This window comes from Hymenobacter sp. HDW8, assembly GCF_011305775.1.
Lineage (GTDB): Bacteria > Bacteroidota > Bacteroidia > Cytophagales > Hymenobacteraceae > Hymenobacter > Hymenobacter radiodurans.
In genome coordinates this window covers 216,160-236,146 of the sequence record NZ_CP049908.1, presented here as the reverse complement: position 1 = coordinate 236,146, position 19,987 = coordinate 216,160, and the positions used below count along the sequence as shown (strand labels likewise).

At 60.3% G+C, this 19,987-nt stretch carries 11 protein-coding genes and 2 pseudogenes; 7 read left to right on the top strand and 6 right to left on the bottom strand.

Translation table 11 applies throughout. The annotated features are described in order from the left end of the window. Positions 1-225: 225 nt before the first annotated feature. The 4 genes and pseudogenes from G7064_RS21115 to G7064_RS21100 form a co-directional block, all read right to left on the bottom strand. Positions 226-720, bottom strand: a complete 495-nt coding sequence (locus tag G7064_RS21115; protein ID WP_317172867.1) for a translesion error-prone DNA polymerase V autoproteolytic subunit — start codon at positions 718-720, stop codon at positions 226-228. A gap of 276 nt (positions 721-996) precedes the next feature. Beyond that, positions 997-1,746 carry a hypothetical protein gene (locus G7064_RS21110; RefSeq protein WP_166075312.1) on the bottom strand — a complete coding sequence of 250 codons (750 nt, stop codon included), beginning with the start codon at positions 1,744-1,746 and terminating at the stop codon, positions 997-999. Between the two features lie 665 nt (positions 1,747-2,411). Continuing rightward, positions 2,412-2,771: pseudogene (locus tag G7064_RS21105) on the bottom strand (restriction endonuclease); the annotation flags it as partial. A 200-nt stretch (positions 2,772-2,971) separates the two neighbouring features. Beyond that, positions 2,972-3,328, bottom strand: a complete 357-nt coding sequence (locus tag G7064_RS21100; RefSeq protein WP_240935909.1) for a putative quinol monooxygenase — start codon at positions 3,326-3,328, stop codon at positions 2,972-2,974. A 330-nt stretch (positions 3,329-3,658) separates the two neighbouring features. On the opposite strand from G7064_RS21100, the gene G7064_RS21095 reads away from it, so the two are divergent. Continuing rightward, positions 3,659-4,879, top strand: coding sequence for an FAD-dependent monooxygenase (locus G7064_RS21095; RefSeq protein ID WP_166075311.1), 1,221 nt, complete (start codon positions 3,659-3,661; stop codon positions 4,877-4,879). On the opposite strand, the pseudogene G7064_RS21090 reads toward G7064_RS21095, so the two are convergent. After that, positions 4,838-5,425, bottom strand: a pseudogene (locus G7064_RS21090) (recombinase family protein); the annotation flags it as partial. The gene G7064_RS21095 and the pseudogene G7064_RS21090 overlap by 42 nt on opposite strands. A 650-nt stretch (positions 5,426-6,075) precedes the next feature. Here G7064_RS21090 and G7064_RS21085 point away from each other — a divergent pair. The 4 genes from G7064_RS21085 (at position 6,076) to G7064_RS21070 (ending at position 10,003) form a co-directional block, all read left to right on the top strand. Beyond that, positions 6,076-8,715, top strand: a complete 2,640-nt coding sequence (locus tag G7064_RS21085; RefSeq protein ID WP_166075309.1) for an FG-GAP-like repeat-containing protein — start codon at positions 6,076-6,078, stop codon at positions 8,713-8,715. Further along, positions 8,655-9,179 (top strand): FG-GAP-like repeat-containing protein, encoded by a 525-nt coding sequence (locus G7064_RS21080; RefSeq protein WP_166075308.1) that lies wholly within the window; start codon positions 8,655-8,657, stop codon positions 9,177-9,179. The genes G7064_RS21085 and G7064_RS21080 overlap by 61 nt, the downstream gene beginning before the upstream one ends. Further along, the gene (locus G7064_RS21075; RefSeq protein WP_166075306.1) at positions 9,173-9,601 is read left to right on the top strand and encodes an IPT/TIG domain-containing protein; all 429 of its coding nucleotides are present in this window, start codon (positions 9,173-9,175) and stop codon (positions 9,599-9,601) included. Before G7064_RS21080 ends, G7064_RS21075 begins: the two co-directional genes overlap by 7 nt. Before the next feature lie 177 nt (positions 9,602-9,778). Further along, positions 9,779-10,003: a hypothetical protein gene (locus G7064_RS21070; RefSeq protein WP_166075234.1), complete on the top strand. Its 225-nt coding sequence runs from the start codon at positions 9,779-9,781 to the stop codon at positions 10,001-10,003. 266 nt (positions 10,004-10,269) lie between these two features. Here G7064_RS21070 and G7064_RS21065 read toward each other — a convergent pair whose 3' ends face one another. Next, complete coding sequence (locus tag G7064_RS21065; protein ID WP_166075305.1) at positions 10,270-11,007, bottom strand: hypothetical protein; 738 nt, start codon at positions 11,005-11,007, stop codon at positions 10,270-10,272. A 142-nt stretch (positions 11,008-11,149) separates the two neighbouring features. Here G7064_RS21065 and G7064_RS21060 point away from each other — a divergent pair, with 142 nt between their 5' ends. Together G7064_RS21060 and G7064_RS21055 are read left to right on the top strand one after the other, a co-directional pair. Next, the gene (locus G7064_RS21060) at positions 11,150-11,653 is read left to right on the top strand and encodes a gliding motility-associated C-terminal domain-containing protein (protein ID WP_166075304.1); all 504 of its coding nucleotides are present in this window, start codon (positions 11,150-11,152) and stop codon (positions 11,651-11,653) included. 619 nt (positions 11,654-12,272) lie between these two features. After that, positions 12,273-19,829: an FG-GAP-like repeat-containing protein gene (locus G7064_RS21055; protein WP_166075303.1), complete on the top strand. Its 7,557-nt coding sequence runs from the start codon at positions 12,273-12,275 to the stop codon at positions 19,827-19,829. The last annotated feature ends 158 nt before the right edge of the window (positions 19,830-19,987 follow it).

Genomic DNA, 19,987 nt, shown 5'->3' with positions numbered 1-19,987 from the left:
CCTATTCCGCGTGATGCTCGCGGAACCACCGTTGCCTCGCGGGTTGGGTGGGTTTCGGTACATTGTCAGAAGGCTTGGCACGGCCGGTTACCCGTCCGCACGTCTTCCTAGCGTACAGCCAGTGGAATGGCTGGTTTTGTCCGGGGCTTCCCCCGGCAAAACAGTTCAGCATACGACTTTTCACGTCGCACGAAATTGTTGCAATCTAGTAATCCGAACATAGCGCTAGTCCTGGCTTTTAAGTAAGGCCGTCAGCTTGCCGGGCAGTAGCTCATGCACCACGTGGGTCACCACGCCCCAGATGCGCAGCTCGTCCGTGTCGGTAATCTCGTAGGGCTCGTAGGCCGGATTTTCGGGCTTGAGCCACCATTTCTGGCCCTCGCGCACCAGGCGCTTGACCGTACACTCCCCGTGGATCACGGCCACCACGATGTGATTGTGGTCCGCTTCCAGGTGCTTGTCGACGGCCAGCAAATCGCCGGCGTGAATCTCGGCGCCCGCCATGCTCTCCCCGCTCACGCGCAGCAGGTAGGTCGCGTCGGGGTGGCGCAGCAGCAGGCGGTTCAGATCAAAGGTCTCCTCCACGTGGTCCGAGGCCGGGGAGGGGAAGCCGGCGGGGACCGTGCAGCTAAAGAGGGGCAGTAAAAAGGGTAGATCGGTCGCGAATACCGGGATCAGGTCAACGTCACGCATCGAGCAGGCAGCAAAGGTGGGCTGCAAGTATACGTGATTACTAATTATATTAGTTATTGCTGCCTACTATTATTAGTAACAACGATATATAATGCAGAACCTGTTTACCGTATTGTGGGACACGGCTGCCGCTCGATGCCTACCCAGCAGTAACATGGACACTTGCTGATCTCCAAGGTAAAGTCTCAGTTGAACTCGTGCGCCTTCACAATATTGGAAGACAACTCGTTAACAGACATACTTTTCTTTCTAAAGAGGAGGAAGTAAATGCTCTGTGGACGAACACCCACCTTATATAACCCGCTATTCTGAGATACTCCACTGCGTAATCGCGCAGTTGGCCTTACCTACGGCGTCTTCCAAATGGTGAACGACCTCCGTAGCGGGCTTCGGCTTGATCAAGCAACTCCTCCGCCCTGGACGACTCCGGCGGCGGGGGTAGCGTTCGCGCAGCATGTCATCCAGCAGGTAGTCCGGCGCATGATAGCCAACGGAAAGACTGATGGTTTCCTCAAAGCGGGAGCGCTCCCGCAGCTGGTGCTGATACGCGTTGTAATACCCGTGTTTCAGGTACACGAGCACGACGTAGCGCCCGTCGGTGAAATCGTGGGTGATGCTCTCCACGTAGAACATGTACTCCCCCGTGACGGCCCGCAGGAAATCCAGCTGCAGCTGCTCGCCCACCCGGGGCGTCACGGGCAGCCGGCAGCTGAACACCTGCGAAGCCCGACTGCCAGTCAGGATGAGCTGGTGCTCGACTTGCTTAAATTCTACTGCATCGGCATCGGTTTCCAGCTGATTCAGGTAAGCGGCGTAAAGGGTCTCCAGCCAGCGCCTAAAGCGGGAGGGAGGGATGCCCAGTTCCTGTTGCAGCTGCCTGCCTGTTGGTACCCTTGTTTCGCTGTCAACGGCCAGCAGGACTTTCGCCAGCGGCTGCCACTCGGTAGGCTGCCCGGCAAGGCGGCGCAACACCAGCGGCAGCTTCACCAGGTCGCGCGTCATGTCCTCCGATTTCATCGGCGGCGTTTCTTCCGGCTGATAGGATCTGGGCATGGTAAATCGGCATTAGGATGAAGAGGTACGACCTCGTTATTTGCAGTCCTGGCCCAACCAGCGGTAGAATTGCCGAACCCGCCCTGGGGGACAGCAGGCTAGGGACTATCCTACTACGAATTCTGCATCCTCGTTGCGCCTCCAATCTACTATCAATAATGCTTCAAACTTACCCCAGCCTACTGCGGCCAACGACAACGGAGGCGCTGAACGTAAATTGACCAGATTCTGAATATACCCAAGGCGGAGCTCTCCCTGCGGCGCTGGGAAGGTCCGCCATTCGCCCATACGTTTGGGGCAAGCCGCTGATTGATTTTGGCGGGCGACCGCTGTTCGCGGAGCTGTGCGTTTATGAGCTGTTCCGGCTTTCCGGCTGGCAGGCCCGCTGGGTGGAAACTTATGGAGCACCAGTTATGAAACCTAATCATTTCTCGTCATGGGTAGACGATCGGCTAGGAGCCCAGCAATACAATCCTGTCTCAGAGCCTTCGGTCTTGAACACCATGCAGTTCATGGCAGCAACTAATAGGAGAACAGCTATGCTGGCTGCTGTGATGTCCCTCAACGCTTGGTTAAGCGCTACTTCCAGATTTGACCCAGCGCGTGGGCAACAGGTTCAATCTCAATATTGCTGAATTCATCTGTTTTGGCATTGTTTGAGAGCATCAAAAAGTTTTGAACCAGTCTTTTTTGACACTTACTTTCTCGACTAATTCGATATCAACACCAAGTTTAAGTTCTTTAAGTTTTTCAGCAAGGTCATTGCCGTCCATCAGGTCAATTGGTGGAGCGCCGTCCCGCTGAGCTTCTTTTTTAGCCTCTCTTGTGAATGTTCCCGTTGTAATTATCAGCCCTTTATCAGCTCTACCGACCATTGCGCCTCTAAAGTCACGAACAATCGAAGGCGAAACGCTGCCCTTGTATCTCTTTGCTTGAAATATTACATGGAAAGAGAGAACACCCCCCAGCCGCAGCATTCCCTTGCCGTCAATCCCTCCGTCATTTGACTTACCAGTGACTTCAACATTGGGTGTTATTAAACAAATAGGACAAAACCTCCGACTCGGTGTTCGAAACACTCTGTCACCCGTGATAAGGTGCAAATGCGGTATAAGAGCAGCGAAAACCGGTAGCCTTACCCATCCCTTAAGGCCATCGAAAGTCGATGGTGAAAACGAACGTTAAGACTATACTTTCACCTATGCTTTTAGTAGCATACTGACTTTCAAGACGCTAAACAGAAAAATAGCGTAGCTGTAAGGCCGAGTCGGAGGTTTTGCCCTATTTGTTTAATAACACCCAAGATGGCTACTTGTTCGATGACGGGTTCCACCGCCAGCAAGTCAGCCGCCTGGGCCATCAAGGCAGCGGCAATGGGACCGTTAAGGTGCGCCTGCCGACCCGCTTCATCCGGAAAGGTATCAAAAATACCGAAGGTGGCCGGCGCTAATTGAAGGGCATACCAAGTTGTGGTAGCTGGCTCTTGCTGAGCCAGAGGCAGAGCGCCCGTCAAAAAATCGCGTACTGCCTGCTCTTTACCGGGCTTGGCTTCGAGCCGGACCAGCAATCCTACATGCTTCATGGGAGTGGGGGGTTAGGTGAATTGACACTACAAAGGTCCTTCCCTCCCTGAAGGACTAACATGGACGGGCGCAACCAGTGGATGGACAAAAAGACCATGCCCTTTACAAATCATTAAATGAGGTAGCCTATCACGGTTCACCTAGCTCCAAAAGGTGTGTCTTTCGGAGCCAGTAGTAAACGCTGATAGTATTTCAGGCCCGGCAGCGGGTCGGCACCCAGCAGAAGCCAACTGGCTTTCGGGGTGGGCGCTGCTACCTTGCGGCCCCGCCAGCCGCCCGGGGTGCTGGCGGGCGGTCCAGGGTTACTGTCTGCTCTTCCCCATTCCTGTATGCCAACCGTTCACCGAGTACTGATTGCTGGGGCCAGCATTGCCGGGCCCACGCTGGCTTACTGGCTGGGGCACTACGGCCTGCAAGTGGTGGTGGTGGAGCGCGCCGCTACCCTGCGCCTGGGCGGGCAAAACGTGGACGTCAACGGCCCCGGGCGGGAGGTGGCCCGACGCATGGGCCTGGAGGAGGCCATCCGGGCCCGCGGTACGGGGGAAGCCGGCACCCAGTTCGTTGACGCGGCCAACCGGGTGCAGGCCACCCTGGCTGCCGACAACCCCAACGGCCTGACCCAGGAATTGGAAATCCTGCGCGGCGACCTGGTGCAGCTGCTCTACGACCACACCTGCCAGCAGGCCGAGTACCGCTTCGGCGACTTCATCACGGCCCTGGCCCCAACGGCTACCGAGGTGCAGGTGACCTTTGCCAGCGGACGCGTGGAAGCTTTCGACGTGGTGCTGGCGGCCGACGGCATCCGCTCCACCACCCGGCACTTGATGTTCGGCCAGGAGCCCCGCGTTAAGTACCTGGGGCTGTGCTCGGCCTACCTGACCATCCCCCGGCAGATTACCGATTCGGCCTGGGCCCGCTACTACACGGCCCCGGGCGGGCGGGTGCTGTACCTGCGCCCTGACCAACAGGGCACTACCCGGGCCGGCTTCAATTTCCGCTTGCCCGCCGCCACCTACGCCCACCTTACCCCAGCCGACTACGGGCGGGTGCTGCGCGAAAAACTGACGGGTGCCGGCTGGGAAGCCGACAGACTGCTAGAGGCGCTGGATGCCGGCCAGGTACCGTACTTCGACGGGGTGGGGCAGCTGAAGGCACCCCGCTGGTGGGTAGGGCGGCTGGCCATGCTGGGCGACGCCGCCTACTGCGCCTCGCCGCTGACGGGCAGCGGCACGACGCTGGCCATGGTCGGGGCCTACCTGCTGGCCGGCGAGCTGGCCACCCAGCCCAGCCACGAGGCCGCATTTGCCCGCTACGAGGCGCGGCTGCGGCCTTTCGTGGAAGCCGTTCAGCGCCTGCCACCCGGCATTCCCCGGCTGCTCTACCCCACTTCCCGGCTGGGCGTGCGAGTCCTCAATCTGGTGTTTAAGCTGGTCGGCAGTGGGTTGGGACAATGTTTGGCCTTGGTTAAAAGTTTGGTACAAAAGTTAATCGGTGGTCTTGGCCGCAACCGTCTTGCGGTGCGCGTGGATGACCACCTTTCGGTGGCGTAAGTACTTATAAAGGGTGACCTTGGAGATGTTCAAGCGCTGAGCAATCTCGTTGACGCCGAGTTGCTGCTCGCGGTAGAGCGTCTCGGCGATGATGGCCGTGCGTTCGGCCTGCTCCGAGAGGCCCCGCTGGCGGCCGCCCACCCGGCCCCGGGCGCGGGCCGCGGTCAGCCCGGCGTGGGTGCGTTCGCGAATCAGTTCGCGCTCAAACTCGGCCAGGGAGGCAAACAGGTTAAACACGAGCCGCCCCTGGGCGGTGGTCGTGTTGATGGCGTCGGTGAGCGAGACCAAGCCCACGCCCAGCTGCTGGAAGTCGCCCACCACCTGCAGCAGGTGCTTGAGCGAGCGTCCCAGGCGGTCGAGCTTGTAGATGTAGACCGTGTCGCCGGTGCGCAGCTGAGTCAGCAGCCGTTCGAGTTCCGGGCGGCTGGTGCTGGCCCCGGACACCTTTTCTTGGTAGATGGTTTCGCAGCCAGCCTTGGTCAGGGCATCAAGTTGCAGTTCCAGGTTCTGGTCACGGGTCGAGACGCGGGCGTAGCCGATGTTCATGGGGTAAAGTACAGGTTATCCGTTACGAAGATACACTTTTCTGTACTTTGATTGCTGAACAAGTTTTCTGTACCGAATCGGCTGGTTTTGGCTTCGCTTCACCAGGCCACGGGCGGTTGACCGACTTGTACAGAAATACGTTCGTTTAAATGAACAACTAACCTGCTTGTGTCGTCCTAAAAAAGTTGACCATGGTGTCGTCCGGAAAAAGTTGTTATTTTTTCGGTGATAGATGATTGTGTGTTAGTAATCTTGAGTAAAGCTTTCCTAAACTCGAGGAAACCTAGTTTGAAATCAGCCACTATATCGCCGAACGCAGACATTCCGCCCTCGGCTATTTAGCCCCCAATCACTTCGAATCCAAATTCTAAACCATGTCCCACTTGTGTCCGGTTTAACCGGACCACCTCACTCAGGCCTGGTTTTGGCACCGCTATAAAAGTTATCGTTTCCGGCCTATCAACTGCTGCCTTTTCTGAAAATAGTCTAGTATATGTCTAATCAGATCAAACCCTAGGGAAAGCACATTAGTCAATTTTACAACCCATCAAAAGCTGAAAATAGATTTACTTATGGAAACTGTACAAGTACACGCTATTAGGCCGTACCTTGCTCAAGTTTGATTCGTTCTATTTTTTGGCCTACTGGGCATGAAATACCTTCTCTTCTTGCTGCTCGGGTTCCTGGGCTTTTCCCGGACGTGGGCGCAAGCCCTGACGGTAACCTCCGTGACCCCGCGTCCCCACGCCGTCGCCGTGGGCCGCACGGGTCCCATTCAGCTCACTTTTTCTCAACCCTTGGGGGCTGGAGCCAACACACTACGTGTCCTTAGCGACCACCGCGGTCGCCTAAGTGGTGCCGATAGCGTTAACGGCAATACGCTCATCTTTACCCCCACGCAGGCTTTTGTGCCAGGGGAAGTCGTGTACGTAACGGTACCAACCACTATCCACAGCGCCGCCGGCATCCCCTTAACTGCTCCGCAGGTGTACCAGTTTACGGCTGCCACGAGCGCGGGGCCCAGCACCTTCACCAGCACCACGACGGTGGCCCTGGGGCGGCGAAACCAACCCATGTACGTGGGGGAAATGAAGCTGGTGGACATGGATAGCGACGGGGACCTGGACCTGCTGGCGACCGTTGATTCCCCCACCGCCCGCGCTGTAGGTCTGCAGTTCAACGATGGACAGGGGAATTTCACCGCTGGGCTGAACCCGGTCGCGACCGGGCAAGCGCAGCTGCTGCGTCCGCTCGATGTGGATGGGGATGGAGACTTGGACTTCATAGCCAGTTTCAGCACCAGCACCGGCACGAGGCTGCGCGTACACATGAATGAGGGCCGGGGCGTGTTCCGGGAGGGCTACAGCTACCCCATCGCCCCGGGGCGTGGGCCCAACAATCTACTCGTCGGCGACGGCGACGGGGATGGAGACCTGGATCTGCTCGTGGTCTACAGTCAGGGGACCGACGCAACCCTGCTCATGAATAATGGGCTGGGGAAATTCACGCCCAGCGTTATCTCAGGCACGGATACCGCCAAGGATATGGCCTGGGGGGACTTAGATAATGACGGCGATTTGGACCTGCTGACCGTTGGCTCCTTTGGCTTGTCGCTGCGCCTCAATGATGGCAAAGCAACGTTTACTCCGGTGGCCACGGTCAACACGGGCGCCACCTTCGACTACATTACGGTCGCCGACATCGATCAGGACGGGGACCTAGATCTGCTGACAAACGGCAACCAAGGGCCCTTGCTCTACACCAATAATGGGCAGGGCGTCTTCACGTCCAAGTGGCGGCTGCTCGTCCAGCCGCGCACGCTGACCGATATGGATGGGGATGGCGATCTGGATATGGTTAACCTGCCCCCGGCCTTCACAAACCCGCCCCTTGCTGCCGTCCAAATCCGCCACAATGATGGTGCTGGGGGCTTCTTTGGCGCCAGCGTTGATGTGCCCTTTGCGACCCTCCCCGACAGCTTCGTGACGGGCGACGTGGATGGGGATGGGGACCTGGATCTAGTATCCTCCGATGCCAGCCATGTGGTGCACATACGCTGGAATGGGTCGCCGCCCGCGTCTATCCCGGTTACCCCGTTGCAAGTCGCTACGCTCACGCCGGGCCGTCATCAGCTACATGTGGCGCCGGCCAGCCCGGTGGTCATCGGCTATAATCAGGCCCTGCAGCCGCCAGCCGTGCCGGCGGCGCACCTGCAGGTGTTCAGTGCCCAGCGCGGCCGGTTGGCCGGGACGGTGACCCGCCAGGAGGCCGGACTTACCTTTGTTCCCGCTACTAACTTTCAGCCCGGGGAGCGGGTATCAATCAGCGCCACGCCCATTGACCCATTGGGGGACCCTATTCTGTCGGCCACCCACGTGTCTCAGTTTACCACGGCAGTGGCCGGGGGCACCGGGGCCTTTAGTGGGGGCAGCGTGACAAGTGTTAATCAGTTTACCTTTCGCCTACTCGCGGCCGATGTAGACAACGACGGGGATCAGGACCTGCTCAGCTGTTCTAACGTCAGCAACGAAGTAATAGTAAGCTTGAATAGCGGCAACGGCACATTCCCGACTCGCCGCTTCTTTACCGTTGACAAGGACATCAGCGACATGACTGTCGCGGATGTGGATGGGGACGGCGACATCGATGTGCTCGTGAGCGCCGGGTTGCAAGGCTTCACTGCCCAAACGGGCAAGGTAACCGTGTGCCTGAACAATGGCACCGGCTATTTTGGGGGGGGCACAAGCTTGAGCGTAGGTAACCAGACCTCGGCTATTGCCGCGGGCGACGTGGATGGCGATGGCGACCTGGATGTGCTCACCGCCGCAGGCTCAGGCCGGCTGGCTTTCAACAAAAACAACGGGGATGGCACCTTTCCGCCCGCCATCATAGCCCAGATAACCGGTTCGCCCTTCCGGATGCAGCTTCATGACGTGGATAACGATGGGGACCTCGACTTAGTGACTTCGCAGGCGGGGTGGCAAGGCACCCTGATTTGTATCAACCGCAATGACGGGGAGGGCCGCTTCCAGGAAAGCAGCCAGGTCACGGTGGCGTACGGGCGAGAACTGACGGGGGCCGATGTAGACCAGGATGGCGACCTGGATCTGCTGACTACCAATGGTACGGGGGTTGTCATTCTGCTCAATAACGGGAGCGGGACATTCAGTACCGGTTCCACGCTGGCCATCGCGGGGGCTGGGGATGGTGCGGTATTGCTACCGGCGATATGGATGGGGACGGGGACCTGGATCTGCTCACGGGGGGCTCCTCAGAGGACGGGGCGGTGAGCGTGCGCCTCAATACTGGCCAAGGGATCTTTGATACAGGGTATGATCAACGGGTGGCGCCTTCCTTGTCGCACCCGGCGGCCGTAGCCTTGGCCGATGTTGATGGGGATGGCGATTTAGATTTGCTCGCCAGCCAATTCAACGGACGCGACATTAGCATCCGGCTCAACCGCCTCGGGCCGGATATCACGCGTTTCTCTCCCGCCAGTGGGCGGGCGGGCACGCTCGTAACCGTGACAGGCACCCGGCTGGAGGGAACCACGGCCGTGCTGCTCGACGGCAACCCCGTAGCGTCCTTTACGCAGGGCAGCGGCACAAGCCTGACCTTTGTCGTGCCGGAGGGAGCCACCAGTGGCCTGATCAGCCTGACTACCCCGATGGGGACGGTCAGCAGTGACCTGCCCTTCACTATCCTTGGTAATCCCCCACCATTACAAGCTTCTCGCCGGGTAGTGGGGTGGTAGGCAGCCCGCCGCTGCGGCTGACCATCTGGGGAACAAACTTCGTCCCGAACCAAACGTATGCCACCTTCCGCGGGGCGTCGTTGCCCGTAACCGTTGTATCAGCTACGCAACTCACCGTCACGGTGGACGCCCCGCAGCTGGCGACGGCGGGCACCTTCCCCATTCGCGTCCTTACCCTGGTCGAGGGCGGCGGGGCCGTTTCGCAGGCTTTTGAGGTAGCGGTCGTAACCGCCGCCTCTGCCCCCGCGGCCGCGGCCGAACTGATGGTGTATCCGACCCCTGCCCGGGAGTCCGTGACCGTACGCTGGAATGGGGTGTCGCCGACTGGCTCGGCCCCGGCGCTCACCCTGCTCAACGCCTTGGGACAGGTCGTAGCCACGGGCCACCTGGCTCTCAGCGGTTCCCCCCGCGAGGGGTGCTAGTAACCGCTCATTTGGCGGCGGGAATCTATACTCTGCGCCTGCAGCTGCCTACCGGCGTGGTGACCAAGCGAGTGCTGATTCACTAACGTGCCCAGGCCAGTTAGCCTACTAAAGCCGAAGCTACCAAGGTAGGTGCCCCCTTGCTTTCGTATTCTGTTCCCCCAGTATCCCTCTCCTATGGTCTCTTTCTTTCGGCTCCTGCCGCCGGGCCTCGTGCTGCTCAGTCTGCTGTTGCTGCCCTTGCTGGTCCCGGCTCAAGCCTTGACAGTCCAGTGGGACAAGACGCTCGGGGCACAGAGAGCGATTTCGTCACGACGGTGCTGCCAACGCGTGACGGCGGGTACTTGGTCGGCGGCTACTCCGACTCGGGTGTGTCCGGCACTAAATCCCAAGCCCATGTAGGCAATTACGATTATTGGGTTGTCAAACTCGACGCGCGCGGCCTGCCCGAGTGGGACCGGACGCTGGGTGGGAACGGGAGCGAGCGGCTCTATGGCTTGCAGCAAAGTGCGGATGGCGGGTTTTTGCTCGCCGGTAAATCCGAATCCGGCCTGAGTGGGGATCGAACCCAGACCAGCCGGGGCAGGAGTGATTTCTGGCTCGTGAAACTGGCGGCGAATGGGACCAAACTATGGGACAAAGCCCTGGGCGGCACGGGCGACGATATTTTATGGGCCATGACGCCTACCCGCGACGGCGGGTGCCTCATCGGCGGGTCGTCCAGCTCGGGTATCTCGGGCGAGAAATCCGAAGCCAGTCGCGGCAGTTATGATTACTGGCTCGTCAAACTGGATGCGCAAGGCAGCCAACAGTGGGACAAAACCCTGGGCGGAACTGGGTTTGACGAGTTGCAGGCGCTGCAGCAAACTGCGGATGGGGGCTACTTGGCCGCGGGCTATTCGTCGTCCGAGCCAAGCGGCGACAAAACGCAAGGCTGCCAGGGCCAGAATGATTATTGGGTCGTCAAGCTCGGGGCCAGCGGCGGCAAACAGTGGGATACCACCGTGGGGGGGAGTTCCTATGAACAGCTGAGCGCGGTCCAGCAGACCCCGGACGGGGGCTATCTGTTGCTGGGCTCCTCCCTGTCCGGGGCCACGGGAGATAAGAGCGAAGCCAGCCGTGGGGAGTATGACTTCTGGGTGGTGAAACTCAATGGGAGCGGCGGCAAGCAATGGGACAAAACCTACGGGGGCAGCTCCGGCGACACCGCCCACGCGCTGGCGTCCGGGGCCCCGGACGAAACCCTCGTGGGCGGCTATTCCAACCAGGGGCCCAGTGGGGACCGAACCCAGAGGAGCCGGGGCGGCAATGATTTTTGGTTGGTTCAGCTCGCGGCCAATGGCACGAAACTGGGGGATATAGCCCTGGGGGGAGCGGCTTCGACAACCTGGCCGCGATGCAGCCAACCCCCGACGGCGGCTACATCCTCGCCGGTAGTTCGACCTCGGGCAGTGGCGGCGAAAAAACCGAGGCCAGCCGCGGGGGCCAGGACTACTGGGTGGTCAAGCTCGGGCGCTCGTTTGTGCCCCCCGTGCCGACGGTGCCCCCGTGCCGACGGTACCCACGGTGCCCACCGTCGCCATTACCGGCGACTCGGTGGTGTGTGGGGGCCGTGCCGGGCAACTGAGTGCGACGGCCACCGCGCCGGTGAGTCGCTATGCCTGGAATACGGGCGCTACGACGGCCACGGTCACCATTACGCGCGGCGGCACCTACTCCGTCCGCGTTACCTATGCCGATGGGGCGGAGGCCAGCGCCACCCACCTCGTGCGCGAAAGCAGCCCGCCCTGTGGCCCGGTGCCGCTGAGCCTGCGTATTCCCTCCATCATTACCCCCAACGGCGATGGCAAGAATGATCGGTTTTACATTGCGGGCGTCGCCGGCACGGGGTGGACGCTGGCCGTGTACAACCGGTGGGGTAAACAAGTCTACTTCACGGCCAACTACCAGCACGAATGGGACGCCGAGGCCATTGGTGGGCTGTATTATTACACCCTCCGCCCGCCGCAAGCCGCTAGGGTGTACAAAGGGTGGGTGGAAGTGGTGCGGTAAGCGATCCCCTTTCCCGGGAAAGGAGGTAGCAGGCTGCTGAGGAGTAGTCTGCTGGAAAACCAGCACCATCAGTGCAGCCGGCTACGGAGGTAAACAAGCGGCGCGGGCAACCAGCAACCGGTTGACGAACAGAAGCGGCTCGTAGCGAACCTGATCCTAGTACCGATCAGGCCTAACTTATCAGTACTGATCTATTGGCATTTTACAGAGGAACATTTTTTAAATCCCTAAGGTGGTTGACCTCTGGCTATTGCCTATCTCACTCTACTTTAGTATGGATAAGCTTAGAGCCATCTCCCCTAAACCAGTGAGTTCCCTTCGTATTTATACCCCTGCTTTTCCTGCCCATGCTTCTGTTTTGGAGTAGATGATGCGTTTTTTGCTTACAGTCCTTGCCTCCCCTAGGTGCCCATTCTCGTGGGACGCCTATGCATATCAAATTATTAGAATATAAGATAGTCGAAGTGCGAATTGGTTTAGTAGCTTTACCGGTTGAGTTGAACTATGTCGTGCTACTATGATGCCTTATTACGCTTTATTACAATCTCTTTTAGCTACTACGCGACCGTTATCTTCTTTTTTCTTCCCTCGTCTTTTTACGCTTCCCCTGCGCCTGCTTTTGCTGCTGGTCTTGCTGCATGTAGCGGGTGCCACACAGGCGCAACTCCCCGCGGGGCCCCAAGTCGTTGGCGTCACCCCCACCCGCAATGCGACGTCTGTCGCGGTGGGCACCGATCTAGCCATCACCTTTTCCCGGCCGATGCAGGCCCCGACGGCCTCAGCGGCCGGGTTGCGGGTGTATAGCGCCCAGCGCGGCGGCCTGCTCGAAGGCACGTATACGGGCGCGGGCACGAGCGTTGTGGGGTTCACCCCCGCGCGCGCGCTGCGGGCGGGGGAAACAATCCAGGTAACGGTACCCAAAGCCGCCCAGGATGCTGGCGGCACCGCGTTGAGCCAGGCGTATAGCTACCAATTTACCACCCGGACGGCGCCTTCCGCGGCCACGTTTGCCTCGCCCGGGGTGCTGCTCCCGTCGGCCTCCTACACGTATGGAGTCACCACGGCCGATTACAACGGCGATGGCTTCCTGGACCTAGCAACCTGCAGCCAGGGCAGCACGAGCAAACTCCAGGTGTGGTTCGGGCAGGGCGATGGCCGCTTCAGCCCTAGCGTCGACTATGTGATGGGGCCCGCTTATTTTCTAACGTCCGCCGATCTGGATAATGACCACGACCTGGATATCTTGGTGGCTAATGCCGGCATGCTCTACGTGCTGCAAAACAATGGTACCGGCACGTTTACCACCCTGCCCGGGCGAAGAATAGGCAATGACTCCCGCACCATCGCGCCCGCGGACCTGGATGGGGATGGGAATCTGGACCTGCTGATAGCTAGTGCCGTGGGCGAAGTGGGAATCTATTTTGGGCAGGGCGATGGCACCTTCCCCATGACTCGGTCAAGGTTTATGTTTATGCCCGTCCCAGTTGGGATCGCGGCTGGGGATGTAGATGGGGATGGCGACCTAGACATGGTGACGGCCAATGCGGGCGGGAATAGCGCCTATATTCGGCTCAATGATGGGCTAGGGACTTTCTCCGGCGGCTCCACCATGCCGGTCGGTTCGCAGCCCAACAGCGTCGCGCTAGGCGACGTTAATGGGGACGGCGCCCTGGATATCGTGACTGCCAATCAGGGCGTCGAAACCCACAGCGTGTCGGTCTTACTAAACGAGAATAACGGGACAGGTGCGTTTCGGGTCGGGAGCACAGTGCGCGTCGGCAACCGCCCGCCTGATGTCAAGCTCGGCGACGTGGACGGGGACGGGGATTTAGATATGCTCGCTACGGGTCAAACAACGATGGATGTGCGGCTCAATAATGGGCAGGGCATCTTTTCGGCCGGGGAGAGTATCCCCTTCTCTGCCTATTATGCGGCCTTGGCGGATGTTAACAACGATGGGACCCTGGATGTCATTGCCCCCAGTTACTTTGTATTAGGGGGCAATGGTGGAATCACTGTTCGCCTCAATACCGCCTCCCCGCGCATCACTGGGTTTACGCCCGCGAGCGGGCCGATCGGCACAAAAGTTATCCTCACCGGCAGCCAGTTGGCTCAGGCGACTCAGGTAACCTTTAACGGCATTCCCGCTCCCGGCTTCACGGTGAATGCCGCCGGGGAGCTGACAGCTATGGTGCCCGCTGGGGCAACCACGGGACCTATCGTGGTCACCACCCAGCCCGGCGTGAGTGGCACCAGCGCTACCCCCTTTACCATTCCCGCCCCCACCATAACCCGTCTTTCCCCCGAGGGTGGGCCCGCCGGCACGGCCGTCACCGTTGAAGGCACGGGCTTCGCGGGCACGACCCTCGTGCAGTTTAACAATACCTCAGCCCCGGGATTTGTCGTCAACGCGGAGGGGACCCAGATTAGCGTGGCCGCGCCTGCCGGCGTTACCACGGGGCCGGTGGTCGTGACCACGCCCAGTGGCATGAGCAATGGTGTCCTCTATACCGGCGCCCCTGTACTCACTAGTCTCTCCCCAAGCTTCGGGCCGGGGGGCAGTCAGGTCGTGATCACGGGGGTGGGCCTGCTGGGCTTCACTAGCATTACCTTCAATGGGACGCCGGCTACCGATGGCACGGCCAATGCCGACGGTACGTCACTCACCGTCACGGCGCCGCAGCCCCTGACGACGGGGCCGGTACTCGTGACGACGCCCAATGGCGTCAGCAATAGCCTCTGGTTTACAGCCGCCCCGGTTATTAGCAGCTTTACCCCCGAGGCAGGCGCCGTCGGCACCTCCGTAGTCATTACCGGCACCAACTTCACGGGGACCACCCAAGTAACCTTTGGCGGGGTAAGCGCGCCTTCGTTCACGGTAAACTCCTCGACCCGGCTGACAGTGACCGTGCCGAGTGGCGCGGTCAGCGGCCCCGTGCAGGTGCGAACCCCGGGCGGCACTGCCACCTCAGCCACGAGCTTTCAGGTCGCGCTCCCCGTGCTCACAGCCCTCGCGCCCAGTAGCGGCGGCGCCTTCACCGCCGTAACCCTGACGGGCACCGCCTTCACGGGCGCCACGGGGGTTACTTTTAATGGTGTGGCCACGTCCTTTTTCTCCGTGAGTTCACCCACCAGCTTGGTCGCCTACGCGCCCACGGGGGTCACATCGGGTCCCGTGGTGGTGACGACCCCAGCCGGCGCCAGCAATGGCCTGCTGTTTACCGCGACGCCCACGATCACCAGCTTTAGCCCCGGCAGTGGTGCCGTGGGCACAACGGTCACCGTCACGGGAACAGACTTTACCGATGCCACCCAAGTTAGTTTTAATAATGTCGCGGCGCCAACCTTTACTGTCGCCTCCGCGACCCAGCTGACCGTCGTGGTGCCGGAGCTGGCTACCAGTGGGCGGCTGCGCGTGACGACCGGCGCCGGAACGGCCACCAGCCCTAGCAATTTCCTTATCCCAGCACCCCTGCTCTCCACGCTCACTCCTTCGACTGGCCCTGCCGGCACGGTGGTCACGCTGACCGGCACGGGGTTCCTGGGCACGACGAGCGTCACGTTTAATGGCCTCGTCGCGCCTGACTTTACCGTGAACGCCGAAGGAACCAGCATCACGGTTCCCGCGCCCCAGGGCGTCACCACGGGGCCCGTCGTGGTCACTACCCGCAATGGCAAAAGCAATGGCGTCCTCTACACCGGCGCCCCCACGCTGGTTTCCCTGACCCCCACGAGTGGGACCGCTGGCACAGTCGTCACCATCACGGGCCGCGGGCTCGCGCAGGCGACCCAAGTGACGTTTAATGGCCTCCCGGCTCCTGGCTTTAGCGTCAATGCCGAGGGCACGAGCGTCACCGTTGCGGCGCCCGAGGGCGTCACCACGGGCCCCGTGGTAGTTTATACCGCCAATGGGGCCAGCAACAGCTTACCGTTTACGTTACCGCCCACCCTGCTCAGCTTTACGCCGACCAGTGGCTCTATTGGTGCCGCTGTCGTGATCACGGGCACCGAGTTCGGGGGGGCCAGCCGCGTGGTGTTCAACACGACGACAGTGCCCTCTTTTACAGTCAACTCGAGCACGCAGATAACGGCCTTTGTGCCCGATGGTGCGACCAGCGGGCCGCTGCACGTGACTACCCCCGGGGGTACAGTCACAAGCACCACCCCGTTCCTCGTTCCGGCGCCCGAGCTGACAGCGCTCAGTCCCAACGTGGGGGCTATTGGCAGTAGAATAACGATTACCGGCACTAGTCTGCGGGGCGCTACGGAGGTGACCTTCAATGGCACCCGTGTGGGCGGTTTTTCGATGAACTCGGCGGGCACTAGTATGAGTGTCACGGTGCCGGTCGGCACGACCAGTGGCCCCGTCGTAGTCACCGCCCCCCATGGGGTCAGCAATGGGCTACCCTTTACCGTAGGCCCGAGCATCACCCGCCTTACCCCGGCTTTTGGCGGTCCGGGCACCCCCGTGACCATTACGGGGCAAAACTTCCTGGGCGCGACCGCGGTCGCTTTCAACGGGACGCCGGCGCCGGGCTATTCCGTCAGCGCGGATGGTATGGCTATCACGGTGTCTGCCCCGGTCGGCGTCACCACGGGCCCCGTCCTGGTAACCTCTCCAATCGGTACTAGCAATGGCGTCTTGTATACGGCCGCACCCTTGATTACCACCTTTAGTCCCGACAGTGGGCCTATAGGTACGAGTGTCACCATTATCGGCACCGATTTGCACGGGGCAACGCAGGTGCTATTTAATGGGGTGGTGGCGAACACGTTTACAATTATTTCCTCCTCCCGGATTGAAGCCTTGGTACCGCAAGGAGCTACTCGGGGTCTGATTAAAGTCGTTACGCCCCGCGGAACGGCGACGAGCAGCACGACCTTTCTGCCGCCCGCGCCCACCCTCACGGCGTTGTCCCCTGGTGCCGGCGCGGAAGGAGCGAGCATTACGTTGACTGGAACTGGTTTGCTGGGCAGCACGGGTATCACGTTTCAGGGAACGACAGCCCCTGGGTTCACAATAAATGCGGCCGGTACCACGGCGACGGTACGCGTGCCGGCGGGGGCCACTAGCGGCATGGTGCAGGTCTTGGTTCCGCTCGGTAGCAGCAATGAGCTGCCCTTTACGGTGCTGCCCGCCATCACTGGCATTACACCGGCCCGCGCTCCGGTTGGCGCGCGGGTAACCGTTGTGGGCACAAGCTTTAGGGACGTGACGAGCGTAAGCTTCAATGGGGTGTTGGCGCCGGGTTACACGGTTCTCTCCCCCACCCAGCTGGAGGTGATGGTACCCCCGGGCGCGGTAAGCGGCACGGTGCGCGTAACAACAATCGATGGACTTAGCAACGCCTACCCGTTTGCCGTCCCCCCTACCCTGACGGCGCGCGCGCCACAACTCAATGCCGTCGGGATACCAGGCAGTGTCAACTTCAATCTTACCTTTTCCCGTGCCATGAATGCTACAGCCGCTTCCGTGCAGGCAATACGGATGCACGGCCGGCAACAAAGCCGTCTGAGCGCGGGCACATTCTCGGGCAGCGGCACGGCAACCGTGACCTACAATCCGGCCTATGACCTGCGGGCCGGCGAAACCGCCCACATATCCGTGACCACGGCCGCCCAGGCAGGGGATGGCACCTCCTTGGCCAAACCGTTTGTTTACCAGGTCACGGCCGCAACTGCCCCGGCCCCGGCAACATTCACTGGGGATACCTACACCTTAGCCAGCGAGGCTGTTTCGGGCATCCACGCCACGGACATGGATAGTGACGGCTTCATGGATCTAGCGTACTCCTTTGAGACGCTGGCGTGGACGCAGGTTAGCTACTTCAATGGCAGCGTCTTTAATAGTATCAACGGGGCGGCGGGCGCAAGTAAGTTTATAACCAGTGCCGACTTGGACAATGATGGCCACCGCGATTACGTCGTGGCGACCTCCGGTTCGGCGAATGAAATAACACTTTTTCGTAACATCAACTTCTTCCGTAACTTCAACCGCTGGGATTGGCTGCCCGTACCCGTGGCCGGCAGTACTGCCACGGGTGGCTTGAGAACCATTGTGCCAGCGGATCTAAACGGCGACGGAAACATCGACTTGCTCGTGGCTTGTGTGGGGGCTGGCACTTCCGTTTCGCTGGGGCAAGGTAATGGCAGGTTCTTACCCTATACGACGCTCGCCACCGGGCACACGGAGAGTGTGGCGGCAGGCGACATCGACGGGGACGGGGATCTGGACGTCATTGCTTGTAGTCGGCTCACGAATACGGTTGTCATCCGCTTAAACGACGGCACGGGCACTTTTTCCGAGGGCTCCTCCGTGTCCGTCGGGGGCAGCCCCGTGGCCGTGGCGCTCGGGGATCTAAATGGGGACTCGGCCTTGGATATGGTCGTGGCCAACTATGAGTTGTCCGCCGGCCGCAGTACGGTTTCGGTGCTGCTCAATTCCGGCACCGGGGCCTTTACCAACTCTGCAGCAGTCCCCGTCGGAGCCCGAGCCGTGGATGTAAAGCTGGGGGATGTGGACGGCGATGGCGATCTTGATTTTGTCTCCAGCAACCAGGCGTCGAACAACGTCTCTATCTGCTTGAATAATGGACAGGGCTCCTTTATGCTTGCCCGGAATCATCCTGTGAAGGGCTCCCCAGCTGGCCTTGATTTAGCCGACATAGACGGCAACGGCACGCTTGATTTAGTGACTACGGGATCTTTAGGTGCCCATGTATATTTAAACAAGGCCTCAGTGTTCGTGTGGACGGGTACCGTCAGCTCCGACTGGAATACGGCCGGTAACTGGCAGGGCAATGCCGTCCCTACTCGTTCCGACGACGCCTCGATTCCAGCGGGTCTGACGACCTATCCCGTCGTGGACCAGGGCAGCATTGCCGTCCACAGCCTCACCATTGCGGCAGGAGCTCAGTTTACGTTGCAGGCGGCGGCCACCGTGGAGGTGTTTGGAAACTGGCAGAACCATGGGGCGACCACCTTGCCCGGAGCCGTGGTCTTTCGGGGGGACGGCGTTCAAACGGTCGGCGGCACCGCGTTGACTCGTTTCGGCACGCTGGAAGTAAATAAACCTTCGGGGGCCTTAAGCTTGGAAAGGGCAGCTGTCGTGACCAATATGTTAACGATGAGCGCGGGAACGTTAGCGACCAATACCTATGAACTAACCACGACCGGCGCGACGCTGCGTGAAAGCCCGGAGAGCTACGTGCTGGGCACTACGCTCAGCAGCGCCCAGTTAACGACGGCCGGCCGGAGCTACGACTTCGGGGATCTGGGCCTAGTGCTCACCCCTCGCGGGGCCATTTTGCCGGGGGCAACGACGGTGCGCCGCCTGACGGGAACGAGCCTATCCGGGCAGGGTACCGGGAGCACGGTGCTGCGCTCTTACAACATTGAGGCCGCCACCAATAGCGGCCTAGATGTAGTCCTGCAGTTTGGCTATTTTGATTCGGAGCTCAACGGTTTGGCGGAAGAAGGCCTGACCCTGCTGCGCTCGGCGACGGGGCCGGCCGGGCCTTGGGAGGCCGTTGCTTCGCTGAGCCAGAATACCACGGCCAATACGGTCACGGCCAGCGGGGTGGAGCATTTTTCCATTTGGACCCTGAGTCAGCGCACAAATCCGTTGCCCGTGGAGCTGGTGCGCTTTACGGCCGAGGCCAAGGGTAGCGATGCGCTGCTGCGCTGGACCACGGCGCAGGAAATAGACAACGCGGCCTTTGTGATTGAAAGTAGCGTCGATGGACGCCGGTTTCGCGAAATCGGCCGGCAAACCGGGCAGGGGACGCGCACCCAAGCTACGGCCTACCAGTTCGTGGATCAGAATCTTTCGCGCTATGCGGCTCCCGTCATCTACTACCGCCTCCGCCAGGTGGATACCGATGGCCGGGAAACGGTGCTGCCCGTGCGCTCCGTGCGCGTCATGCATGCCGCTCCAGAATTTCATGTGTATCCCACCATCGTGGCGGATGGCCATCTACGTTACCACTATGATGGTACGTTCGCCGCGGACGTGACGCTCGCTGTGTATAACACGACAGGCCAACTTCTGCTACGCCAGCAGGGCTCTACGTTGCGGACGGGCGAGGTCGTCTTACCTATCTTGCCCACGGGGTGGTACGTGGTGCATCTGACCACCCAAGGTGAGCACTACACCGAGCGCTTTTATCGGCCCTAAACAGCAAGAGCGAGGAGCCTAGGAACGCTTACCCCCATTTTTCTAGCCACTTGGCGGCATCCTGCAGCTTTAAAACAGAAGCTGCAGGATGCTGCCAAGTGGCTAGTTCGTTCCCATCATAGTTTCGGTCACGTATCCTGAAAAACCACCGTATTCTT